General features: G+C 59.0%; 21 protein-coding genes, 1 tRNA gene and 1 rRNA gene. 15 read left to right on the top strand and 8 right to left on the bottom strand.

Going from position 1 to position 21,717, the window contains the following annotated elements; genetic code table 11:
- Positions 1-170 precede the first annotated feature (170 nt).
- The 7 genes from C7H85_RS12050 to C7H85_RS19585 all read left to right on the top strand — a co-directional run bounded on the left by C7H85_RS12050 (position 171) and on the right by C7H85_RS19585 (position 7,792).
- Positions 171-1,154 (top strand): 2Fe-2S iron-sulfur cluster-binding protein, encoded by a 984-nt coding sequence (locus C7H85_RS12050; RefSeq protein ID WP_106729960.1) that lies wholly within the window; start codon positions 171-173, stop codon positions 1,152-1,154.
- 44 nt (positions 1,155-1,198) lie between these two features.
- Positions 1,199-2,455 carry an aromatic ring-hydroxylating dioxygenase subunit alpha gene (locus C7H85_RS12045; protein ID WP_106729959.1) on the top strand — a complete coding sequence of 419 codons (1,257 nt, stop codon included), beginning with the start codon at positions 1,199-1,201 and terminating at the stop codon, positions 2,453-2,455.
- 5 nt (positions 2,456-2,460) lie between these two features.
- Positions 2,461-2,931 carry an aromatic-ring-hydroxylating dioxygenase subunit beta gene (locus tag C7H85_RS12040; RefSeq protein WP_106729958.1) on the top strand — a complete coding sequence of 157 codons (471 nt, stop codon included), beginning with the start codon at positions 2,461-2,463 and terminating at the stop codon, positions 2,929-2,931.
- 9 nt (positions 2,932-2,940) lie between these two features.
- Positions 2,941-3,255: a non-heme iron oxygenase ferredoxin subunit gene (locus tag C7H85_RS12035; protein WP_106729957.1), complete on the top strand. Its 315-nt coding sequence runs from the start codon at positions 2,941-2,943 to the stop codon at positions 3,253-3,255.
- A 97-nt stretch (positions 3,256-3,352) separates the two neighbouring features.
- Positions 3,353-4,315: a TAXI family TRAP transporter solute-binding subunit gene (locus C7H85_RS12030; RefSeq protein WP_106730190.1), complete on the top strand. Its 963-nt coding sequence runs from the start codon at positions 3,353-3,355 to the stop codon at positions 4,313-4,315.
- 39 nt (positions 4,316-4,354) lie between these two features.
- The gene (locus C7H85_RS12025; RefSeq protein WP_106729956.1) at positions 4,355-6,259 is read left to right on the top strand and encodes a TRAP transporter permease; all 1,905 of its coding nucleotides are present in this window, start codon (positions 4,355-4,357) and stop codon (positions 6,257-6,259) included.
- 378 nt (positions 6,260-6,637) lie between these two features.
- A complete protein-coding gene (locus C7H85_RS19585; RefSeq protein WP_146140454.1) occupies positions 6,638-7,792 on the top strand; it encodes an MBL fold metallo-hydrolase in 1,155 nt (384 codons plus the stop codon).
- Between the two features lie 484 nt (positions 7,793-8,276).
- Here the strand turns inward: C7H85_RS19585 and C7H85_RS12015 are convergent, their stop codons facing one another.
- Positions 8,277-8,762 carry an SDR family NAD(P)-dependent oxidoreductase gene (locus C7H85_RS12015; RefSeq protein WP_106729954.1) on the bottom strand — a complete coding sequence of 162 codons (486 nt, stop codon included), beginning with the start codon at positions 8,760-8,762 and terminating at the stop codon, positions 8,277-8,279.
- A gap of 236 nt (positions 8,763-8,998) precedes the next feature.
- Positions 8,999-9,892 (bottom strand): LysR family transcriptional regulator, encoded by an 894-nt coding sequence (locus C7H85_RS12010; protein ID WP_106729953.1) that lies wholly within the window; start codon positions 9,890-9,892, stop codon positions 8,999-9,001.
- Between the two features lie 157 nt (positions 9,893-10,049).
- Here C7H85_RS12010 and C7H85_RS12005 point away from each other — a divergent pair, with 157 nt between their 5' ends.
- The 4 genes from C7H85_RS12005 (at position 10,050) to C7H85_RS11990 (ending at position 13,722) form a co-directional block, all read left to right on the top strand.
- Entirely contained in the window at positions 10,050-11,045 is a 996-nt protein-coding gene (locus tag C7H85_RS12005; protein ID WP_106729952.1) for a TIGR03571 family LLM class oxidoreductase, read from the top strand.
- Positions 11,042-11,842: a TIM barrel protein gene (locus C7H85_RS12000; protein WP_106729951.1), complete on the top strand. Its 801-nt coding sequence runs from the start codon at positions 11,042-11,044 to the stop codon at positions 11,840-11,842. Before C7H85_RS12005 ends, C7H85_RS12000 begins: the two co-directional genes overlap by 4 nt.
- A gap of 21 nt (positions 11,843-11,863) precedes the next feature.
- Positions 11,864-12,673, top strand: a complete 810-nt coding sequence (locus C7H85_RS11995; protein ID WP_106729950.1) for a TIM barrel protein — start codon at positions 11,864-11,866, stop codon at positions 12,671-12,673.
- A 77-nt stretch (positions 12,674-12,750) separates the two neighbouring features.
- A complete protein-coding gene (locus C7H85_RS11990) occupies positions 12,751-13,722 on the top strand; it encodes an LLM class flavin-dependent oxidoreductase (protein WP_106729949.1) in 972 nt (323 codons plus the stop codon).
- A 230-nt stretch (positions 13,723-13,952) separates the two neighbouring features.
- Here C7H85_RS11990 and C7H85_RS11985 read toward each other — a convergent pair whose 3' ends face one another.
- From C7H85_RS11985 to maiA, 3 genes are all read right to left on the bottom strand, one after another.
- Positions 13,953-14,654 carry a fumarylacetoacetate hydrolase family protein gene (locus C7H85_RS11985; RefSeq protein ID WP_106729948.1) on the bottom strand — a complete coding sequence of 234 codons (702 nt, stop codon included), beginning with the start codon at positions 14,652-14,654 and terminating at the stop codon, positions 13,953-13,955.
- Between the two features lie 14 nt (positions 14,655-14,668).
- A complete protein-coding gene (locus C7H85_RS11980; protein ID WP_106729947.1) occupies positions 14,669-15,700 on the bottom strand; it encodes a cupin domain-containing protein in 1,032 nt (343 codons plus the stop codon).
- A gap of 102 nt (positions 15,701-15,802) precedes the next feature.
- Entirely contained in the window at positions 15,803-16,444 is a 642-nt protein-coding gene (gene maiA / locus C7H85_RS11975; RefSeq protein WP_106729946.1) for a maleylacetoacetate isomerase, read from the bottom strand.
- 299 nt (positions 16,445-16,743) lie between these two features.
- Between maiA and C7H85_RS11965 the strand changes: the two genes are divergently transcribed.
- Complete coding sequence (locus C7H85_RS11965) at positions 16,744-17,667, top strand: LysR substrate-binding domain-containing protein (protein WP_106729945.1); 924 nt, start codon at positions 16,744-16,746, stop codon at positions 17,665-17,667.
- Positions 17,668-17,836: 169 nt separating this feature from the next.
- Here C7H85_RS11965 and C7H85_RS11960 read toward each other — a convergent pair whose 3' ends face one another.
- Positions 17,837-18,748, bottom strand: a complete 912-nt coding sequence (locus C7H85_RS11960) for a LysR family transcriptional regulator (protein ID WP_106729944.1) — start codon at positions 18,746-18,748, stop codon at positions 17,837-17,839.
- Between the two features lie 164 nt (positions 18,749-18,912).
- Here C7H85_RS11960 and C7H85_RS11955 point away from each other — a divergent pair, with 164 nt between their 5' ends.
- From C7H85_RS11955 to C7H85_RS11945, 3 genes are all read left to right on the top strand, one after another.
- Positions 18,913-19,392, top strand: a complete 480-nt coding sequence (locus C7H85_RS11955; protein WP_106729943.1) for a DoxX family protein — start codon at positions 18,913-18,915, stop codon at positions 19,390-19,392.
- An 87-nt stretch (positions 19,393-19,479) separates the two neighbouring features.
- Entirely contained in the window at positions 19,480-20,427 is a 948-nt protein-coding gene (locus C7H85_RS11950) for a glutathione S-transferase family protein (protein ID WP_106729942.1), read from the top strand.
- A gap of 51 nt (positions 20,428-20,478) precedes the next feature.
- The gene (locus tag C7H85_RS11945; RefSeq protein ID WP_106729941.1) at positions 20,479-21,288 is read left to right on the top strand and encodes a DODA-type extradiol aromatic ring-opening family dioxygenase; all 810 of its coding nucleotides are present in this window, start codon (positions 20,479-20,481) and stop codon (positions 21,286-21,288) included.
- Between the two features lie 198 nt (positions 21,289-21,486).
- Here the strand turns inward: C7H85_RS11945 and C7H85_RS11940 are convergent.
- Together C7H85_RS11940 and rrf are read right to left on the bottom strand one after the other, a co-directional pair.
- Positions 21,487-21,563 (bottom strand) — tRNA-Asp (locus tag C7H85_RS11940).
- 33 nt (positions 21,564-21,596) lie between these two features.
- Positions 21,597-21,711: ribosomal RNA gene (rrf, locus tag C7H85_RS11935) — 5S ribosomal RNA — on the bottom strand.
- Positions 21,712-21,717: the final 6 nt, after the last annotated feature.

Below are 21,717 nucleotides of genomic sequence, written 5' to 3'. Positions count from 1 at the left end.
CCCTGCTCCGACGACTTGTAATGAACCAGGATGAGATCAGTGATCTCTCACCCTAAAGATATAAGTTTCATGAATACACATAATTCACAGCATTGCCTTTCTAAATATCATCATTGAGGTTACCTTTTGCTCAACAATGAATTAACAAGTTGGCATCACGAGGAGCAATGATGGAAATCCTGGTCAACCCCCTTAACAAAGTCATTACCGCGCCGGCCGGCAGCAACCTGCTCGACGTGCTGCGCGAACATCAGGTGCCGGTGTCTTACAGCTGCCTGTCCGGTCGTTGCGGCACCTGCCGCTGCAAGGTCATCGATGGCCAGGTGCCGGGCCCGGCCGCGGCGGAAGGACGGCTGGCACAAAACGATACCTATGTGCTGGCCTGCCAGAGTACGGTCGAGAGCGACTGCGTGATCGAGGTACCGGAACCGGACGAAGTTGTCACTCACCCGGCCAAGACCCTCAAGGGTACCATCACCGCCTTCGACATCCTGTGTCATGACGTCCGCCGGCTGCGAGTCAAGACCAACAAGCCGCTGGAGTTCTCACCCGGGCAATACGTCCAGCTACAGCTGTGGCCGGAGGCGGTGCGCTCCTACTCCATGGCCGGAGTGCCGGTGGACGACGAACTGGAATTCCATATCCGCATCGTGCCCGACGGCCGGGTCACTCCGCTGCTGGACGAAAAACTGCAGGTGGGCGGCAGCGTCAAGCTCAACGGCCCCCTCGGCGCCTCCTACCTGCGCCGCAAGCATGAAGGTCCCATGCTGTGCATCGCCGGCGGTACCGGCCTGGCGCCCATGCTGTCGGTGGTGCGTGGTGCCCTGGAAAGCGGCATGGCCAACGACATCCATCTGTTTTTCGGTGCCCGGGCCGAGCGGGATGTGTATGGCCTGCACTACCTGGAAGCCCTGGCCAAGGATTTCCCCCAGTTCCATTACCACATCGTACTGAGCAGTACGGAAGAAAGCAGCCCTTATCAGCGAGGCCTGGTCACCGATGCGGTGTTTGAACGCTTCGAGCGGTTGGAGGGATGGCGGGTATACCTGGCCGGCCCCCCTCCCATGGTCGAGGCCGCTACCCTGATGGCTACCCGGCGCGGCGTTCCTTTCGAGCATGTCTATGCGGACGCCTTTTACCCGAGCGGGGTCTGAGTCGCCCCCTCATCGTTAACATTCATTCAATCCGGAGTCACAACATGAGCAAGGAAGAAACCAATCTGTTGAAGCACGTCTGGCAGGAAGACGGCACTCATCGCATCCCTTTCTGGGCCTATACCAGCGACGAGGTGCACCAGCGGGAACTGGAACGACTGTTCTACCGCAATCACTGGTGCTATGTCGGCCTGGAAGCGGAAATTCCCAAGCCGGGCGATTTCAAGCGCACCGTGATCGGCGAACGCTCGGTGATCATGGTGCGGGATCAGGACGGTGGCATCAACGTGGTGGAAAACGTCTGCGCCCACCGCGGCATGAAGTTTTGCCGCGAGAAGCACGGCAACCGCAAGGAATTCGTCTGTCCCTACCACCAGTGGAACTACGACCTCAAAGGCAACCTGCAGGGCGTCCCCTTCCGTCGCGGCGTCAAGCAGGACGGCCAGGTCAAGGGCGGCATGCCCAAGGACTTCAAGCCCGCCGACCACGGCCTGACCCAGCTTAAGGTGGCCCGGCGCGGCGGCGTGGTGTTCGCCAGCTTCGACCACGACATCGAATCGTTCGAGGATTATGTCGGGCCGGAGATGCTGCACTACTTCGATCGTCTGTTCAACGGCCGCCAGCTGAAGGTGCTCGGCTACAACAAGCAGCGCATTCCCGGCAACTGGAAGCTGATGATGGAAAACATCAAGGATCCCTACCATCCGGGCCTGCTTCACACCTGGTTCGTCACCTTCGGCCTGTGGCGCGCCGACAACCGATCCGAGCTGAAGATGGACAAGCATTACCGTCACGCGGCGATGATCTCCACCCGCGGCCAGGGCGGCAAGAACGAAGAGACCACCAGCGTGTCCAGCTTCAAGGAATCGATGCAGCTCAACGACGCCCGCTTCCTCGATGTGGAGGTGGAGCCCTGGTGGCAGGGACCGACCGCGGTGATGATGACCCTGTTCCCCAGCGTCATTATCCAGCAGCAGGTCAACAGCGTGTCCACCCGCCATATCCAGCCCAACGGCCACGGCTCCTTCGACTTTGTCTGGACCCACTTCGGCTTCGAGGACGACAGCACGGAGATGACCCAACGGCGGCTGCGCCAGGCCAACCTGTTCGGGCCGGCCGGCTTTGTGTCGGCAGACGACGGCGAGGTGATTGAATTCTCCCAGGAAGGCTTCGAGCAAAAGCCCTTCCACCGCACCCTGGCCGAACTGGGCGGGCACGAGATCGGCGACACCGATCACATGGTCTCGGAAACCCTGATCCGGGGCATGTACGACTACTGGCGCAAAGTGATGGAGGTGTAAGCGAGATGGACATGCAACTTTACCTGCAAGTGAATCAGTTCTACCAGGACTATGCGGCGGCGGTGGATGCCGAGCAGTGGGAAAACTGGTACGAGATGTTTATTGACGACTGCCTGTACCGGGTGCAGTCGCGCGAAAACTATGATCAGGGGCTGCCGCTGGCGGCGCTGTCCCTCGACAGCAAGGGCATGCTCAAGGATCGCATCTACGGCATTACCGAAACCATCTTCCACGACCCTTACTACCAGCGCCATCTGGTCTCGGCGCCACGCATTCTCACCGTGGACAACGATCTGGTCGAGTCCGAAGCCAGCTACGCGGTGTTCCGCACCAAGAGCGACGGCGTATCCCAGGTGTTCAACGTGGGCCGCTATATCGACCGGCTGCGCCAGACCCCGGACGGATTGAAGCTGGAGTCGCGCATCTGCGTGTTCGACAGCGAAATGATCCTGAACTCCCTGATTTATCCGATTTGAGGTGATGCCATGAACAATGAATGGATCAAGGTGGCCAGCCTGGCCGAGGTGCCGGAAGACGACGTTATCGGGGTGATGGCCCAGGATCGCGAGCTGGCGCTGTACAACCTGGATGGGGAGATCTTCGCCACCGACAACATCTGTACCCACGGCCACGCCCGGTTGAGCGACGGCTTCGTGGAAGACGGTGAGATCGAATGCCCGCTGCACCAGGGCAAGTTCTGCATCAAGAGCGGCAAGGCCATGTGCGAGCCGCTCACCGAAGACATCAGAACCTACCCCACCAAGGTGGAAGGCAACGAGATACTGATATTGATCGGCTAAAGCGAGCCATGGCCAGGGCGTGCCAGACAACCGCCCTGGCCATACTGCATTTCGGCTGTCGATGCCAAGGAAGACACCAATCATTCTGGAGATAATGATGAAAAAGACACTGACCACACTGGCCACCGCCCTGTCCCTGGCCCTACTCAGCCACGGCGCCTCGGCGCAGATGCTGTCGCTGGCCACCCCGCCCCAGGGCTCGGTCTGGAACACCATGAGCACGGCGGTGGCCAACGTGATCCGCGCCAAGGAAAACGTCAACGCCCTGGTACAGCCCTACAGCGGCAACAGGGCCATGATGGACGCGGTCGACCAGGGGCTGGCCGAGTTTGCCATCAACGACGTCAACGACGTGATCATCGCCGCCCGGGGCAGCGATGACTACGACGACCGGCCGCGCAGCAACCTGCGGGTGGCCATGGTGATCAATCCCCAGCCCATCGGCATCTTCGTGCGCCGGGACGCGGGCATCGACACCATTGCCGATCTCGCCGGCAAGCGAGTCGCCAGCGGCTGGAACGCCTTCCCCCTGGGCCGCTCGCACATGGAGGCGATGATGGCCACCGGCGGCGTCAGCTGGGACGACGTGCAGCAGGTACCGGTACCGGATCTGATCCGTGCCGCCGACACCCTGGCCTCGGGCCGGCTGGACGCCACCTTCTTCGCGGTGGGCGGCCCCAAGGTGGCGGAAGTGGACGCCTCCGTCGGCGGCGTCAAGTTCCTGCCGGTGCCCACCGACGAAGCGGCCCAGGAGGCCATGCTCAAGGTGCGCCCCGCCTTCTACATCACCGAGGTCTATCCCGCGCCCCATATCGCCGGCATCGACGAGCCCATCGCCATGGTGACCTGGGACAACGTCCTGGTGGTCGGCAAGCATGTGCCCGACGAGCAGGTGTACAAGACCGTTTCCGCCATCCTGGAAAACAAGGACGAGCTGAGCGCCATCTTCCCCGGCTTTCGCACCATGTCGCTGGACGAGCCGAGCAAGGCCTATCCGGGGCTGGAATACCATCCCGGGGCGGTGCGCTATTTCAAGGAAAAAGGTCTTTGGCATGAATAAGCCCGGCTGAACCGGCTTGGGGAGGGAATGATGAGTACCATGGAACAACAAGGTCATGAAGCCGGCGTGCTGCCGGTGTTACGCGCCCTGCTGGGCTTTCTGATCGCGGCGGCGGCCATCGTCTACGCCGCCGATCTGTTCAGCCGGCTCGGCATCGCCATCTATACCGAACAATATCTGGCGGTGGTGCTGGGCGCCAGCCTGGCGCTGGTGTTCCTCAAGCGGGAGGAGCACCCGCTGAAGCGGCGTATTAACCTGCTGGTGGCGGCCATTGGCCTGGGGGGCGGCCTCTACCTTGCGGTGCAGTACCCCTATCTGGTGGAGCGCCAGCTCGACATGCCGGCCCAGGCGCTGGTGCTGTCGGCGATGTTCTTCGTGCTGGTGCTGGAAGGACTGCGCCGGGTGGTGGGTCTGACCCTGGTGCTGGTGGTGCTGGCCTTCCTCGGCTACGCGCTGATCGGCCACCAACTGTCCGGCCCGCTGCAGACCCGCGCGGTGGGGCTGGACCGGCTGGTGGTCTACCTGGGCATCGATACCAACGGTATGCTGGGGCTGACCCTGGGGGTGGCCGCCACCATTGTCATCGGCTTCGTGCTGTTCGGCCAGCTGCTGTTGAAATCCGGCGGCGCCGACTTCTTCAACGACCTGGCGATGTCGCTGATGGGCCGCTCCCGCGGCGGCTCGGGCAAGATCGCCACCGTCGGCTCCGCTTTGTTCGGATCCATCTCCGGAGTGGTGGTGTCCAATATCGTCGCCACCGGCGTGATCACCATCCGCATGATGAAGCAGGGCGGCTTCCGCCCCCATACCGCCGCGGCCATCGAAACCGTGGCCTCCACCGGCGGCCAGATCATGCCGCCGGTGATGGGGGCCGTGGCCTTCCTGATGGCGGAGTTCCTGCAGATCAGCTACGCCGAGGTGGTGCTGGCGGCGCTGATCCCGGCCATCCTCTACTATGTGGCGCTATTCATCCAGGTGGATCTGGAAGCGGCCAAGGAGCAGATCGCCAAGGTCAGTCCCGAGCTGATCCCGCCCGGCAGGGAAGTCTTCGGCAACGGCTGGGTGTTCATCATTCCCTTCGCCGCCATCATCGGCGCCCTGTTCTTCTACAACATGCGGCCGGAAACCGCTGCCCTGCTCGGCGCCCTGGGCGCGCTTATCGTCGGGGTGGTGCGCGGCTACAAGGGCAAGAAGATGTCGCTGCGCGATGTCTGGGACTCGCTCTGCGAGACCGGCCAGTCGATCGTGGACATCGTGATGATCTCCGCCGCCGCCGGCTTTATCATCGGCATCCTCAACATCACCGGGCTGGGCTTCGGCCTCACCTACTTCCTGGTGCAACTGGGCGAGGGCAACCTGTTCCTGCTGCTGGCCATCTCCGCCGTGGTCTGCATCGTGCTGGGCATGGGCATGCCGACGGTGGGGGTCTACCTGCTGCTGGCGGTGCTGGTGGCGCCCTCGCTGATCCAGGTGGGCATAGAGCCGATTGCCGCGCACCTGTTCATCTTCTACATGGGCATGATGTCGATGATCACCCCGCCCATCGCCATCGGCGCCTTCTTCGCCGCCAGCATCGCCCAGGCGGACCCGATAAAGACCGCCTTTACCGCCATGCGCCTGGGCTGGACCGCCTACATAGTGCCCTTCCTGTTCGTGCTCACGCCGCCGCTGCTGATGATCGGCGGGCCCGGGGAAATCGCCCTGGCGGTAGTCAGCGCCCTGCTCGGGGTCTGGTGCATCTCGGTGGGCTTCGTCGGCTACCTGAACCACAGGCAGGGCATCGCCATGCGCGCGCTGTTCATCGGCTCCGGTGTACTGCTGATATTGCCGGACATGGGTGGCCTGTCCCTGGCCCTGCCCGCCAAGGCGGCTGGCCTGCTGATCATGCTGGTGGTGTTGGGACTCGGCTACTACAGGTCGAAATGCGCCCTGGTAACCAAATAAACGACAGGAACAATATTCATTTTATAATGAAAGATAAGGTCTAAATAAAACATGCCGGAGATACAGGTTCACTGTACCTCCGGCTGTCTTAGATAGCAGAAAATTATTTTATGTATGGGCATCGACATCACAGCCCACAAAATCAAAAAAAATCACCTAACACTGCCACATCCAAGCCCCCCTACAAAACCTTAAAAAATAGACATGAACGCACCTTCTTGTTTTCTTCCCAAACGTTCGATCGCAATAAAACCAAGAAACATAAAAAAGTTTTGATATTAGTTTGTCAAATAAACAGTATTCACCCCATCAATGTAAAAAACATGTTAATACAGGAGCAATTAGTTTACAGTAAGTTTGGGATATGGAGAAAACACCATGGAGGTAAATGCTATGTCTTTCTTTGTAAAAAAAATCAACCTGGTCGCAATATGCATTATTGGACTCACTTCACCAAACATTCATGCTATTGAAGAAGATCAAAATAAAGAAAATATAAAAAATGAAAAAACAGAACTCGTCATCTTGGGATCTTCGGCTGGTCGCACATCATGGGGTGCGCACCCTTTCAGTGGTACTTCTTCGGCCATCGTTGTTGGAGATGACAGATATATCATAGACTTTGGCAGAGGTTGGCATGAGCGATATTATGAAGCTGGGCTAGGAACAGAGAAGTCATCAACAGGCTTTGGAGGCCTAGAAAATATAAAAGCTGCGTTTATAACTCACTTACATGCAGACCATGTTGTTGATTACCCAAGACTTCTTCTGTTCGGATCAACAGAGGGCTTACGAAAAAGAAAAGATCCCATTCAGATTTTCGGACCAGGAAACAGAGGTGGGCTTCCCCCTACCTCAAGCAAAATAGAAGAAGAAGCGGACACGGTTAATCCGGAAAACCCGACGCCTGGCACCATTGAGATGACCCAATACCTCTATAATGCGTTCGCCACCGATTTGAATGACAACATTCATGACAGCGGCATGCCCAACCCCAATAAATACATCTCGGTCAATGAAATAGTTGTTCCGTCAGATGTAAACGCCAGTCAGACCAACCCGTCTCCCAGGATGTCACCGTTTGAAGTATATGAGGATGAAAACATTCGTGTAACAGCAACCCTTGTCAGTCACCCGCCAATGTACCCAAGCTTTGCCTTCAGGGTCGATACGGAAAGCGGCTCTATCGTGTTTTCAGGAGATACCAACCGCAATGAGAACCTGATCGAACTGGCTAAGGATGCTGACATCCTGGTCCATGAAGTTATTAGTGTGGAATGGGCCAACAACCTGTTTCCAGAGCCACGTTCAGCGGCAGAAGAAGCCAAACTGGATCACCTGATAAAATCTCACACCCCGGTCACGGAAGTAGGGGGCATAGCACAAGAAGCCAACGTGAAGCACCTTGTTCTTTCTCACCTGGCTCCCCCCACTTTATCTAAAGAAGAGTGGATTAGCCAAATATCAGGTTTTGATGGAAAGGCTGACATTGGCTCCCCTTTGTTTCGTATAGCATTGCCACTTCAGCATTAAGTCATATCCCCCGGGTAAAACCGGGGGTATACGCCGACCGGTCACCACCGGATTCATTGGTATCCGACGCCACTATATCCGCACAAAAGTCGATTCAGAACAAGCCATGAACATTGGCGAAACAAGAATACAACACAATCATATCGAAATTGATAGGTAATAGTATTTCACCTCTTAGTGATAACATTACATCACCCCCCTAAACAGCTGCTCTTAATAATGGAACACTACCGGCAGCGACTAAAAAGACCCTTCGTGCCAAGGGTCGGTCGAGGTAGCACTGTAAAGATCCGTTATTTACCTTGTTATTACTTCATCATAATATTCCGATATGTAATGAACATAAGCCAGTTTTTCTTTGTAAGAATACGGGCTATAGTTTTTATAGACCGAATAAAAAAGTATTCCACACTATTCAAACAAACATACCACGAACATTTAAAGCCAGCAATTTAAGGGAGGAAACCATGCTAACCCGCAAAGCTTACTCAATGGAGAGTACGTCAATGTAATGGGCCATGTCGGGGAGCCCGACCTTTCCGGCGATGGATGCGGTGTTGATAATTCGGCCAAATTTACGCGGCTGCATGATTTCAAGCTCTGCCTTGCAGCAGAAGAATACGCCACGCGCGTTGATATTCATCACCCGGTCCCATTCGGCCGGCTCCATATCGGCGACCTTGTAGAGACCGAGCACGCCCGCATTATTGACGGCAATATCAAGGGTGCCAAGTTCGGCTGCGGCCTGCTGCACCATGGCCTGTACCTGGTCATAGTCCACGACGTTCACGGCAAGCTCGACCGCCTTGCGACCAAGCGCGCGTATCCCTGACGCGGTCTCGGCAACGGCATCAAGCGAGATATCCGCTACCGCCACGTCTGCCCCGGCGCGGGCCAAACCCAGGGCAATCGCCTGGCCGATGCCACGCCCCGCCCCGGTGACGAGCGCTTTCTTTCCTTTAAGAAGCATGTTAGGACCCTCTCGATTTCAGACTGAAGATTCAAAGCAAGGGGAAAACTCGGTCGCGTATGAATACGACAGCGCCTGAGCGAGAGCTACACAACCTTTACCCCACACGGACACTTCATGGCTCGAAGCGGTGAAATCAGGGTATCGCATCGATATCAGGCAAAGAATAGACGATTCAGGACGTTCAATTGTTCCAGAAACTCTTAAATATCCCGCTCACTTGAGACGTAGGCAACTCACTGTTTTCCCCCTCCCAATCGAGCCACCATAAAGTCCACAAAGGCCTTGATCTTGGGGAGAGGCTGCCGGCTCGACGGCCACAATATACTGAATCGCCGATGGTCATGTACGTACTTGTCCAGCAGTACGACAATACGTCCATCCTTGACGGCGTTCGCGACGACGAAGTCAGGTAGTAATGCTATTCCCAAGCCCGATTGAGCCATCATAAACAAGGAGTCGATCGCATTGGTGACGGCAGACTGCGGAAGCTCGACATTTACCGATTTCCCCTGCACGAAGAGTGGCCAGGGAGCCAGCTTGCCGCTAGTTGGATAGCGGTAACGCAGGCAAGCGTGACTTGCAAGATCGGAGGGACGAGCAGGCACCCCGTGTTTGGATAAATACGAAGGCGCCGCAACAAGCAGGTGCCGATAGCCATCGAGTGTGCGCATCGTCAGTCTGGAGTCCTCCACCTCGCCGATGCGCATGACCGCATCAAATCCTTCATCGATGACGTTGACCAGGCGATCACTGAAGTCCAGCTCCAACTCAATCTCAGGGAACTGTTCCTGGAACGCGACAAAATACGACATCAAATGCATGCCTAGCTGTGGCAGACCGACGCGCAACTTTCCCTGTGGCGCCGCCTTGGCCTGGGTCAGTTCGGCCCTGGCCACATCGAACTCGGCGAGAATACGCTGGCAGCGGTCCAGGAACAAATGGCCTTCGGCGGTCAGCGTAATAGCGCGTGTCGAGCGGTGAAACAGTCGAACGCCCAGTTCCTCCTCCAGGCGGACCACCGCCTTGCCAACGGCGGAGGACGAAATACCAAGCCGACGCCCGGCTTCGGTAAAGCTGCGTGTCTCGGCCGAGTGCACAAACGCCGCCAAGGCCCCGAAGTAATCCATGGTTACGCCCCTTACATAATCATTTTATTCCTTTATGTTTAGAATATTAGCTTATTTTTCTCTAATGAAAAACGACTTATCGTTGCCCTACCCGCGCCGGCGCAAGCCAGTCCTGCTCTCTGGCAGAGCCGGCCCCTCTTACTTTCAGGAGACAACCATGTCGTTCATCCCATCAACGGGCAAGCTCCCGCCGGAGCTTGCCCAGCACCCCGGCTACGCCAGAGTCTTTCGGCCGGGCCATCTGACTTTCGGCTTTATCGCGCCACTGGAAAGCTACCCCGACAGCCCGGGGCCGACACTGGAAAACCATGCCGAGATGGCCATCAAGGTCGACGAGGCCGGTTTTTCAGCCATCTGGTTGCGTGACGTCCCCTTCTTTGATCCCAACTTTGGTGATGTGGGCCAGGTGCTCGACCCCCTGGCCTATGCCGGATACCTGGCCGCGGTCACCCGGCGCATTGCCATTGGCACCGCGGGGATCGTATTGCCACTGCGGGATCCGCTGATCGTGGCCAAGCAGGCGGCGACCGTGGACCAGTTGCTGGGCGGGCGCTTCCTGCTCGGTCTTGCGACCGGCGATCGGCCGGTTGAATACCCGGCCTTTGGCGCCGACTTCGAGAACCGGGCCGAGCGCTTCCGTGACGCCTTGGCCATCATGCGCGCCGCCACCGAGCAGACCTGGCCCGTGCATGACTCCCGCTTCTACGGACGCCTCGGCGGCAACCTGGAACTGTTGCCCAAACCCGCGGCAACGCGGTTGCCCAGTATCGTCATTGGCCATGCGGGCCAGACGCTCGATTGGACGGCGCAACATACCGACGGCATTCTTTCCTATATTGCCGACCCCCGGCGCATTCCCGCCATCATCGAGCAATGGCACGCGGCCTGCGGCCCGGATACCTTCAAGCCATATGGCTATGGCACCCTGTTCGATCTGGACCCTGATCCGAACTTGCCGGTACAGCCCGGCCGCGTCCTGCGCGCGGGGCGCAATGCACTGCGTGAATATTGGCTTCGGCAGCAGGAACAGGGAGTCTCCCATGTCGCGCTGCACTTCAAACCCCAGCGACGCCCCGCCTCGGAGGTCATAGACGAACTCGGGGAATACCTGTTGCCCCTGTTTCCCAGCCTTGCCACGGGAGCCCCATTATGACGCGGCCGCTACATCATATGGACTTCATCTTTCAGACCAAGTTGGGAAGCTACCCGCTGGCCGCGCAATGCGAAATGCTGGCCGAACTGGGTTACCAGGGGCTGACCGTATCGGCGTGGAGCAAAGAGCTGAAGTCGTTGCCTTTGGTCAAGCCGCAATGGGGACTCGATGTAGGAGCCATCTACCTGATCTACCGCGAGGGGCTCGAGTCCTTTGTGACCAACATCTTTGAATCCGTTGAAGGCTGTACCCGCATCGAGCTGGCCCTGCATTCGGGAGACGAGGTCCGGGATGCGGACCGGAGAATGCTCGAGCGCATCCTGCCCATTTGCGAACGCCGCGGCATTGACATTGCGCTCTACCCCCATGTGCGGTACGGCATGCAGACAACGTCAGAGGCGGTTTCGCTGTGTCAGGAATTCGATCACTCACATCTGGGCATCGTCTTCAATGGTTATCACTGGTTTGCGACCCAGGAGCAGCAACTTGAGCAACGGCTCGATGCGGTTTGGTCCTGGTTGCGGCAAGTCAATATCGCCGGCTGCCGGCTGTCCCCGCTGGGCTGGGGCGGCGCCGCAACCATCGAGCCCCTCGATGAAGGCGAGCTGGACAACTTCGTCCTGCTGGGGGCCCTGGAGCGACGAGGCTATAACGGGCGCTATGGTGTTCTGGGTTGGGAGAGCATGGGCGGAGACGTCTATAACAATCTGCAACGCTCACACGATGCGTTCCGCTCCATGGAGCAGCGGCTGGCGGCCCACCCCGACTGGGCCCTGATGACGCCGCTACCCTATTAGTTCGACAAACCGGGAGATGTCATGACTTATCCTGTGCATGCGCTGGATTCCTTCTTCTATAACTCGATGGGCGTCTATGGGTTCCAGTCGCAATGCGAGATGCTCGCCGAGCTCGGCTATAACGGCATCACGGTTTCCGCATGGGGCGGCACACCGCTCACCGACCTGTCCTTGCTGCCCAAGGTCAAGGCCCGGCACGGCCTGGACGTTACCGCCCTTTACCTCGTCCTGCACGAAGGACGCAATGACAGCCGGCTGCGCCACCTTGTGGAATCCGTCGAAGGCGTTGAGCTGATTGAGCTTGCGGTGCAGACCACGCTCAACGGCACCGGGGCCATCTTGCGAACCATCGAATCGTTGCTGCCGATTGCCGAGCGGCGCGGCTTGCGTATCGCCCTCTATCCGCACCTGCGGCATGTGACGCAGACCACATCTCAGGTCGTGCGCCTGTGCGAGCACTTCAGCCACCCCCGCCTGGGCGCGTCCTTCAATGGCTACCATTGGTTTGCCAGTGAAGAAGGCCACCTGGCGGAGCGCCTGACAGCCATTAAACCCTGGCTGATGCAGGTCGTCCTCTCTGGCAGTGCCATGTCTCCGCTGGGTTGGGGCGGCGTGGCAACCATGGAGCCGCCAGACCGGGGCGAGCTCGATAACTTTGCCATCATGGCCGCCCTGCAGCGTCTGGGCTATACCGGCAGCATCGGCCTCCTCGGCTGGGACTATGGCGGGGATATCTACCTCAAGCTACAGCGGAGCCTGAATACCATTCGTGCGATGGATCAGCGCTTGCAGAGACATCCCTCCTGGGCCGAGATGCTGCCCAGGCAGTAATTCGCTCTTCCATTCACAGGCCCTTCGCCGCCAACCCGACTGTGGCGAAAATTGCAAAAGTAATTAAGGAGTCGCTCTTGACCAAACTATCCGTCCTTGATCTGATGATGATTGGCGAAGGCAAAGGCTTTGCCGATACCCTGGCCGATGCCCGCATGCTGGCCCGCCACGTGGAGCAACATGGCTACCGACGTTACTGGATCGCCGAACACCACGACCTGCCAGGCATCGCTTCCTCCGCCACCACACTGCTTATTGAACACCTGGCCGCGGCGACCACCCGCTTGCGCGTCGGGGCCGGCGGTATCATGCTCCCCAACCACTCGCCCCTGATCGTGGCCGAACAGTTCGCCACCCTCGACACCCTGCATCCAGGGCGGATTGACCTGGGAGTTGGGCGCGCGGCGGGCGCGGCAGGGCCAAGCATCCAAGCCTTGCGCGGAGACGCTTCCGAACGGGATTTCGAGCAAGATATTGGCATGCTGGTGGACTATCTGCAGGACAACGGCCAGCAGCCTGTGCGAGGCATACCTGGCGTCCATGACGTTCCCCTCTGGATTCTTGGGTCGAGCATGCAAAGTGCCGATCTGGCTGCCCGGTTGGGCTTGCCTTATGCGTTCGCTTCACACTTCGCGCCCCGCTTTCTGATGAGCGCGGTTGCCCACTACCGTCACCATTTCCAGCCGTCTGCCAACCTGAAGAGGCCTTACGTTATCGCCGGCGTCAATGTCATCGCGGCCGACAGCCCGGCAGAAGCGAATTTCCATGCCAGCTCCCATTTCCATTGGGTCAATTCGCTCTATCAGGGCAGGCCTGGCCCACTACCCAGACCACAGGAGGGCTACTTCCAAGGATTGTCCTACGGCGAGCGGCAAGTCCTGGATCAGGCCATGGCCTGCTCCGTCGTGGGTGACCAGCGGCAGGTCGGTGACTGGCTGCAACGGTTTATCGCCCAGACCCAGGCGGATGAGTTGATCATCGATGCCCGCATCCATGATCCGGTGGCACGTTGCCATTCCTATCAACTTGCCGCAGAGTCCTTGCTGTAGTTACCCACTATTGGTCGCCACGGCCAATAAATCGAGCCGTGCCAAAACTAAAAAAAAGCCACTTCACGGAGGAAGTGGCAGGATGAGGCGATAGAACCAACGATTTTTTAATTACATCAGGCTTGGTCGCCACAGGGAAAAACGGTGATAGGGCAATGAACATCAAAGCCCAATGCATCAGTGCTTTTGAAAAATCAGAATCCGGCCGGGTCCATGACCTGGCCCCGTTGTTATTTAGCGATGCGCAGCGCTATGCTGCCCACCCCGGCCACCACGCCGGTGATCTGGTCGCCGGCCACCACCGGGCCCACGCCGTCGGGAGTACCGGTGTAGATCAGATCCCCCGGCTGCAGGTGGTAGAAGCGCGACAGGTGGGCGATGATCTCCGGCACGTTCCAGATAAGCTTGGTCAGATCCGAGTTCTGCCTGACCTCGCCGTTCACGCTCAGGCTGATCTCGCCGCTGTCGACGATGCCGGTCTGCGCCTTGGGCACGATGAGGCCGAGCACCGCGGACTCCTCGAAGTCCTTGCCCAGATCCCAGGGCCGGCCGGTTTCCCGCGCCTTCAGTTGCAGATCCCGGCGGGTCATGTCGAGGCCGGCGGCATAACCGAACACCAGCTCGTTGGCCTCGGCCTCGCTCACCTCGAAACCTTCCTTGCCGATGGCCACCACGAACTCCATTTCATAATGGTAATTGGCGGTTTGCGGCGGATAGGCGATTTCGCTGCCCGAGGGGATCAGCGTGCTCGGGTGCTTGGTGAAATAAAAGGGCTCCTGGGTGTTCTTGTCCACGCTTACCCCCATCTCGGCGGCATGGGCGTGGTAGTTGCGGCCCACGCAGAAGATGCGGTGCACCGGGAACAGTTCGTCGGTGCCGGCCACGGCGGCCAGGGTCGGTGCTTTCGGGGGGAATAACAGTTTTGCAGTCATCTTGTTCAACCTTATCAGTAAATGCCGAGGTAACGATGCAGCGGGGCTTCGTCGGCGGTGATCATAAAGGCCGGCTGGTCGGCCGAGCCGTTGCTCAGGGTAATGTCGCTGTAGCCGGGGGCGGACAGGGTGTCCTTGTCGTTCCAGGCCAGGGGTTCGCCGCCGTCCACGTTCAACTGGCCCGCGCCTTCCACCGCGTGGAACACGCAGGCGGTGGTGCGCTTGGGCAGGGTGACGGTCTCGCCCGGGCGCAGCATCAGGGCGCCGAAGCCGATGCTGGGGAACAGGCTGGCGCCGGTTTCCGGGTTGACGTAGCTCACCTGCAGCAGGCCGTTTTGATAATGCTCGGCCATCTCCACCAGGCAGGAACGGGTCTTGCTCCAGGGGTAGCGCAGCATGGGCGCGTCGGCGGTGCCGCGCTGGAAGTTGAGGTTGGGCACCACGCCGGCGGCGCTGTAGTCGGCGAACGACTTGTCCCGGCTCAGGGTGGTCTGCTGGGGCCGGCCTTCCATCGCCCAGGAGCCTTCGAGCTGGTAGATCAGCGGCAGATCGAGGATATCCAGCCAGACGATGGGGCCGTCGCCTTCGTGCTGGTGCTCGTGCCACTTGCCGGAGGGAGTGAGGATCAGATCGCCCCGCTCCATGCGGCAGGGCTCGCCGTCGACGGTGGTATAGGCGCCCTCGCCCTCGACGATGATGCGCACCGCGTTGGGGGTGTGGCGGTGGTTGGGCGCGGTTTCACCGGGCAGGATCAGCTGCAGCCCCATGTAGATGCTGGGGGTGGCCTGCATGTTGTTGAGGCCGTGGCCCGGGTTGGCCAGCACCAGCACCCGGCGCTCGGCCTTTTCCATCGGGGTCAGCTCGCCGGCCTGCAGCAGCAGCGGGCGCACCACCTCGTAGCCCCAGCGCAGGGTGCGGGTCTTGCGGCTGGGCACCTTGGGCGGCAGCACGGCGCGCATGTTGGGCCACAGCGGCACCAGGTTCTGTTCGGTCAGCTCGTTGCGGTAGCTTTCGGGCAGGTCTTCCAGGGTTCCGAGTTGATGCATCTTCTCTGTCTCCTTGCGGCGCCGGTCGGGCCGGCGCGCGATACGATTAGCGGTGGTCGTCTTTCAGGCAATTGGTCACAGAACTGCAGCCAATCTACCGAGTCAGGCGATAAAGTCCGGCTGGCGAGAAGGGGCCGCCTGCTGGAAGGCCGGCTGCCGCTGGCAATGTTGGTACACCGCCATCACCCGGGGATAGGCGCTCAGATCGCAGCCCATGCGCTCGGCGTTGGCCACCTGGGGCACCAGGCAGCAGTCGGCCAGGGTAGGCGCCTCGCCGAAACAGTAGGAACCATGGCCATGGCGTTCGAGCAGGGCTTCCACCGCAGTGAAGCCTTCGGCTGTCCAGTGGCGGTACCAGTCGTTCTTCTGCTCCTCGCTCACCCCGAGCTTGTTTTTCAGGTAGCCGAGGATGCGCAGGTTGTTCACCGGGTGCATATCGCAGGCGATGGCATTGGCCAGCTCCAGCACCCGGGCCCGGGCCAGCGGCTCGGCGGGCAACAGTCTGGGCTCGGGGTGGGTCTCATCCAGATAGTCGATGATCGCCATCGACTGGCTCAGGCGGTTGCCCTCGTCGTCCAGCAGCAGCGGCACCCCCTTGGACGGGTTCATGGACTGGTAGTCGTCGGCTTTCTGCTCGCCCACCCGGATGTTCACGCCCCGGTAGTCGTAATCCAGGCCCTTCAGGGCCAGGGCGATACGCACCCGGTAAGAAGTGGAGCTATTGAAAAAACTGTAAAGCTGCATGCTTGGTTCTCCTTTACACAACGCGCACGTGCAGTTCACCCAGAACGCCGACGCCACACACCAGCAGCTCGTCCGGCTTCACCGCGCCCACACCTTTGGACGTGCCGGTCATATCACGTCACACTATCCTGACGATGTGAGCGGCCCTCCGTTGGCGCCCTGGGTACTGTCCGGCAATATCACTCTGATAAATGTCTCGCACACGGACCGCGTAACTTCTGCGCAACAGTATTGTCCGTGAACCCCATACCGAATAATGATATTTTGAGATACCATCATGCCTTTTATGGTATAGCTCAATGGACTGGACCCGCCGCCTGCGCCTCAGGCACCTGCACCTGCTGATCAACCTGGCCGACACCGGCAGCCTGAGCGACACCGCCCGCCTCATGCATAGCACCCAGCCGGGGCTGTCGAAGTGGCTGAAGGAGCTGGAAGAAGACATCGGCGCGCCGCTGTTCGAGCGCCATGCCCGCGGCCTCAGGCCCACCGCCATGGGCCAGTTGCTGGTGAGCCACGCCCGGCGCATGGTGACCGAAATGGCCCGGGCCCAACACAACCTGGAAGCCCTGCAGGAAGGCAGCTCCCGCACCGTGGCGGTGGGCACCTCGCCGGCTTCGGCGCCCAGCTTCGTGCCGGCGGCCATCATGGCCTTCATTGCACTACATCCCAGGGCGCGGGTGGAAATACAGGAAAGCACCATGAACTCGCTGCTGGACAAGCTGGAGCTGGGCAAGCTGGACGTGGTGGTGGGCCGGCTCGACAACTACCAGCCCCGCGCCAGCCTGAAGAGCGAAATGCTCTACGAGGAGCCGCTGCGCATCGTGGCCCGCCCCGACCATCCCCTGGCCGGGCGGGCGGGGCTGGACTGGGACGACCTTTACCAGTACGACTGGATAGTCTGGCCCCAGGGCACCCCCATCCGCAGCAAGCTGGACATGGCCCTGACCCTGGCCGGGCGCAAGCCGCCGCCCTACCGGGTGGAGTCGTCCTCCCAGGTGGGCAACCTCTGGCTGCTGCAGCACAGCGACATGCTGTCGGTCAGCTCGGAGCGGGTGGCCCGCCACTTCACCGGCCGCGGCCTGGTGGTGCCGCTCGACATCCGTCTCGACAGCGGCGAAGGCTATGTGGGCATGTGCTGGCGCGACGAAGCACATCCTGATCCCCTCACCCTGGATCTGCTGCAATGCCTGAGAGACAGCACTACCGCGATGGGGCAGTGACATAACATCCGTCATCTTGATGACCCTGTCATTAGCTGAGAAAACCACCGGTATCAAGATGTGTCTTCGGATATCAGACTCTTCGCAGGCTCAACGAGAATGGAAATTAAGCCATTGTTTTTATTGAAAATAAAAACATAAACATAGATTGGGTAAAGCATTTTCCGAATCAGCAGTTGAACCGATCCCAGTACGGAGGATCCCCAAAGTATCCTCCTATGAAATCAACAAAATACCGCACCTTGCTCGCCATCAACTGGCGGTGAGCAAACACCGCATAAAGAGCCATCGGCTCGGGTTCATACTCCGGCAGGATGATTTGCAGCTTTCCTTCCTGGATGGCCTGACCCGAAATGAAGGTCGGTTGCAGGACAATGCCGGCACCGGTAATGGCCGCAGCAACCAGCACGTCACCATTGTTGCTGGTCATGTCGCTATGACGGTGCTGACCACCGCGGTGCAGCCACCGGTTTAACACCTCGCCTCCGCCCTGCTCCATATAGCTGTAGCGCAAGTAACGGTGATTGCTGAGGTCTTCCGGTCGCCGAGGCGTACCGTGCTGCGCCAGATAGCCGGGAGAGGCGCACATCACCAGGCGTATGGGCGCAATTTTTTTAGCGATCAGTGAAGAGCTCTTCAAGCGGCCAATCCGCAGCGCGATATCGAACCCCTCCTCCACAATGTCCACCTTGCGATCGTTCAACTGCAAGTCGATGCCGACGGAGGGATGGGCGTTTTGGAAGTCACTGAGCAGGGGAGCCATGTGCCGGATGGCGAAGGAAACCGGAGCACTGATACGCAGCAAGCCCTGTGCCTGGGTGTGCAGATCGCCGAGCTGACTTTCCATGTCGTCGATGTCGTTGAGCACCTGTTGCGCGCGCTCATGATAGCGTATTCCCGCTTCGGTCAGATGTATCTTGCGGGTAGTGCGGTTGAGCAGACGCAGCCCCAGGTGCTGTTCAAGCTGGGCAACATATTTGCTGACGAGCTGTGGTGACAGCGCCAGTCGGTCCGCGGCACGGGTAAAGGAGCCTTCGGTCACGACGGTGACAAAGGCACGCATCGCATCAATACGATCCATAAACTGCTCCGGTATAGCGATGGGACTGATATTATCAACAAAACATTTCCAATCAATCAACAATTACCATCTTAGTCTTTTTATTTGGCGACAGTATAGTGGACACATCACCTGGGGAGGGGCTTCAGGGACAACTAGCAAAACCATATTTAGAGGTGACTATCATGAACACTCAATCATTAAAAGCGCTGTTTGATTCCAAGGGTGGCTATGCCGCTTTGGTACTGCGGGTTCCGGTCGGGCTGATTCTGGCAGCCCACGGTGCTCAGAAACTCTTCGGCTGGTTCGGCGGCTACGGCCTGGAAGGTACCGGGCAATGGATGGCGAGTATCGGCCTGGCGCCGGGCTACCTGATGGCGCTGCTGGCCGGTAGTGCCGAGTTCTTCGGCGGCCTGGCTTTGGTGGCGGGACTGCTAACGCGGCCGGCGGCACTGGTCAGCGCCTTCACCATGCTGGTGGCCATCTTCAGCGTCCACGTCAGCAACGGACTCTTCATGTCAAACAATGGCTACGAATATGCGTTGAGCCTGTTTGCCGTGACCCTGTCCCTGACAATTCAGGGGGCCGGCAAACTCGCTGTGGATAATGTGATACTGGAACGTGCCGTTGGCAGCAAGAGCGGAAAACCTACTTTAGGCCGATAAATCACTGCGCCTACTACCCTATCACCATCATTATCGAACCGGCACGCCCCCACCCGGGCGTGCCGTTCCAAGAGGAGAAACTGCATCATGCTGGTCAATGGCACCTGGAAAGAGAACTGGCAACCAGTACAAGCGAAAGATGACCAGGGACGATTCATTCGCCAGACATCGTCATTCCGGAACTGGATCACGCCGGATGGTCAACCCGGACCCACCGGGACCGGCGGCTTCAGGGCGGAGAAAGGCCGCTATCGGCTCTATGTTGCCTACATCTGCCCCTGGGCCTCGCGAGCGCTGATGGTTCGGGCCCTGAAAGGGCTGCACGAGGTCATCGATGTCATCGTGGTCAATCCCCGGCTGACCGATCAAGGATGGCAGTTTGGCGGCTTTCCCGGCGCCGACGAGCGCGATCCCAACGGCGCCCGTTATCTTCATGAACTGTATACCCGCGCCGACCCGCACTTCACCGGACGCGCCACCGTGCCGGTACTCTGGGACAAGCAGACCGGGACCATCGTCAACAATGAGTCGGCGGATATAGTGCGGATGCTGAACAGCGCCTTCTCGCACCTCGCCAGCCAGGGACCGGATCTCTATCCGCCGGCCATGGCCGCCGAGATCGATACCCTGAACAACACCATTTACAGGGAACTGAACAACGGCGTCTATCAGGCAGGCTTTGCGTCCAGCCAACAGGCCTACGAGGAAGCTTATGCCAGGGTCTTTACCTGCCTGGATGAACTGGAGTCCCGCCTATCCGATGGACGTGCCTTCCTGTTCGGCGACCGACTGACGGAAACCGATGTGCGCCTGTTCGTGACCCTGGTACGCTTTGATGCGGCTTACCATGGCCTGTTCAAGTGCAATCGCAATACACTGGGTGCCATGCCCGCATTGTCCGCCTACATGCGGAGGATACTGGCTCTCGAGGGTATTGCCGATACAGTGCATCTTGATCATATCAAGGCGGGCTATTATTCGATTAAGGCGCTCAACCCTGGCGGTATTGTGCCGGCAGGCCCCGGCAAGTTCTGAGCTCACTCACTGCCACCCAGGCGGTCAACCCGGATTGGAGAAAGAACGACCATGAACTCGCACATCGATGTTTTGTACATTTCCCACGGCGGCGGACCCATGCCCTTGCTGGGGGATCCCGACCATAGCGAGCTGGTGGACAGCCTCACCGAGCTCGCCGGCACACTGCGCAAACCCTCCGCCATCCTGGTCATCAGTGCCCACTGGGAGGAATCCGTTCCCACCATCACCTCTGGGGCCAATCCGTCACTGATCTACGATTACTACGGCTTTCCGCCGGAGTCCTACGAGATAGTCTACCCCTGCCCCGGCGAGCCGACGCTGGCACGGCACATCCAGCAGGTATTGGAGCGGGCCGGGTTCCCGGCACGGCTCGATTCCCAGCGGGGATTCGATCATGGTCTCTTCGTTCCCCTCAAACTGATGTACCCGCAGGCGGACATTCCCTGTGTGCAGCTGTCATTGGTGAACAACATGGATGCTGATACCCACATCGCCATCGGCCGGGCCTTGCAGGCACTGAGCCACGACAATCTGCTGGTGATCGGCTCCGGCTTTTCGTTCCATAACATGCGGGCCTTCTTTGCCCCCAACACGCCCGAAATCCAGGCCAGCAATCAGGCCTTCGAAGACTGGCTGGAAGAAACCTGCTCGAGTACAAAACTGAGTGAACCGGAACGAGCCCGGCGCCTTGCACAATGGGAACTCGCCCCCCATGCCCGGTTTTGTCATCCGCGGGAAGAGCATCTGCTGCCGCTACATGTGTGCTACGGATTGGCGGAGAAACCCTGCGAGGCCCATATTTCAGCCACCATACTGAAAAAAAAGGCGGGGTTCTTCTACTGGCAGACCATGGGATAGCTGTAGTAACAGCACTATATTTGTATCTGCAGCTTGCTCGAATACCAGAAGTTATCTGCCAACTAAGACATAGAAAAGTATGAGGAGATACTCTGATGAAAATGATTGTAAGAGAAATAGAGGCTGCACCCATTGCATCGGATGTCTCAGGCAGCCGAAAACAAAAAAGCCACCCGAAGGTGGCTTTTTTCTGTTTGATGGCGGAGCGGACGGGACTCGAACCCGCGACCCCCGGCGTGACAGGCCGGTATTCTAACCAACTGAACTACCGCTCCGCAAAAGCCGTATAGTCAGATACTAAATTGGGTGCCTGGCAGTGACCTACTTTCACATGGCAGCTGCCACACTATCATCGGCGCGGTCGCGTTTCACTTCTGAGTTCGGCATGGGGTCAGGTGGGTCCACAACGCTATCGCCGCCAGGCAATAA

The sequence above is a fragment of the Zobellella endophytica genome (assembly GCF_003012775.1).
Taxonomy (GTDB): domain Bacteria; phylum Pseudomonadota; class Gammaproteobacteria; order Enterobacterales; family Aeromonadaceae; genus Oceanimonas; species Oceanimonas endophytica.
The sequence above is the reverse complement of the archived record's forward strand: the minus strand, read 5'-3'. Positions and strand labels throughout refer to the sequence as shown.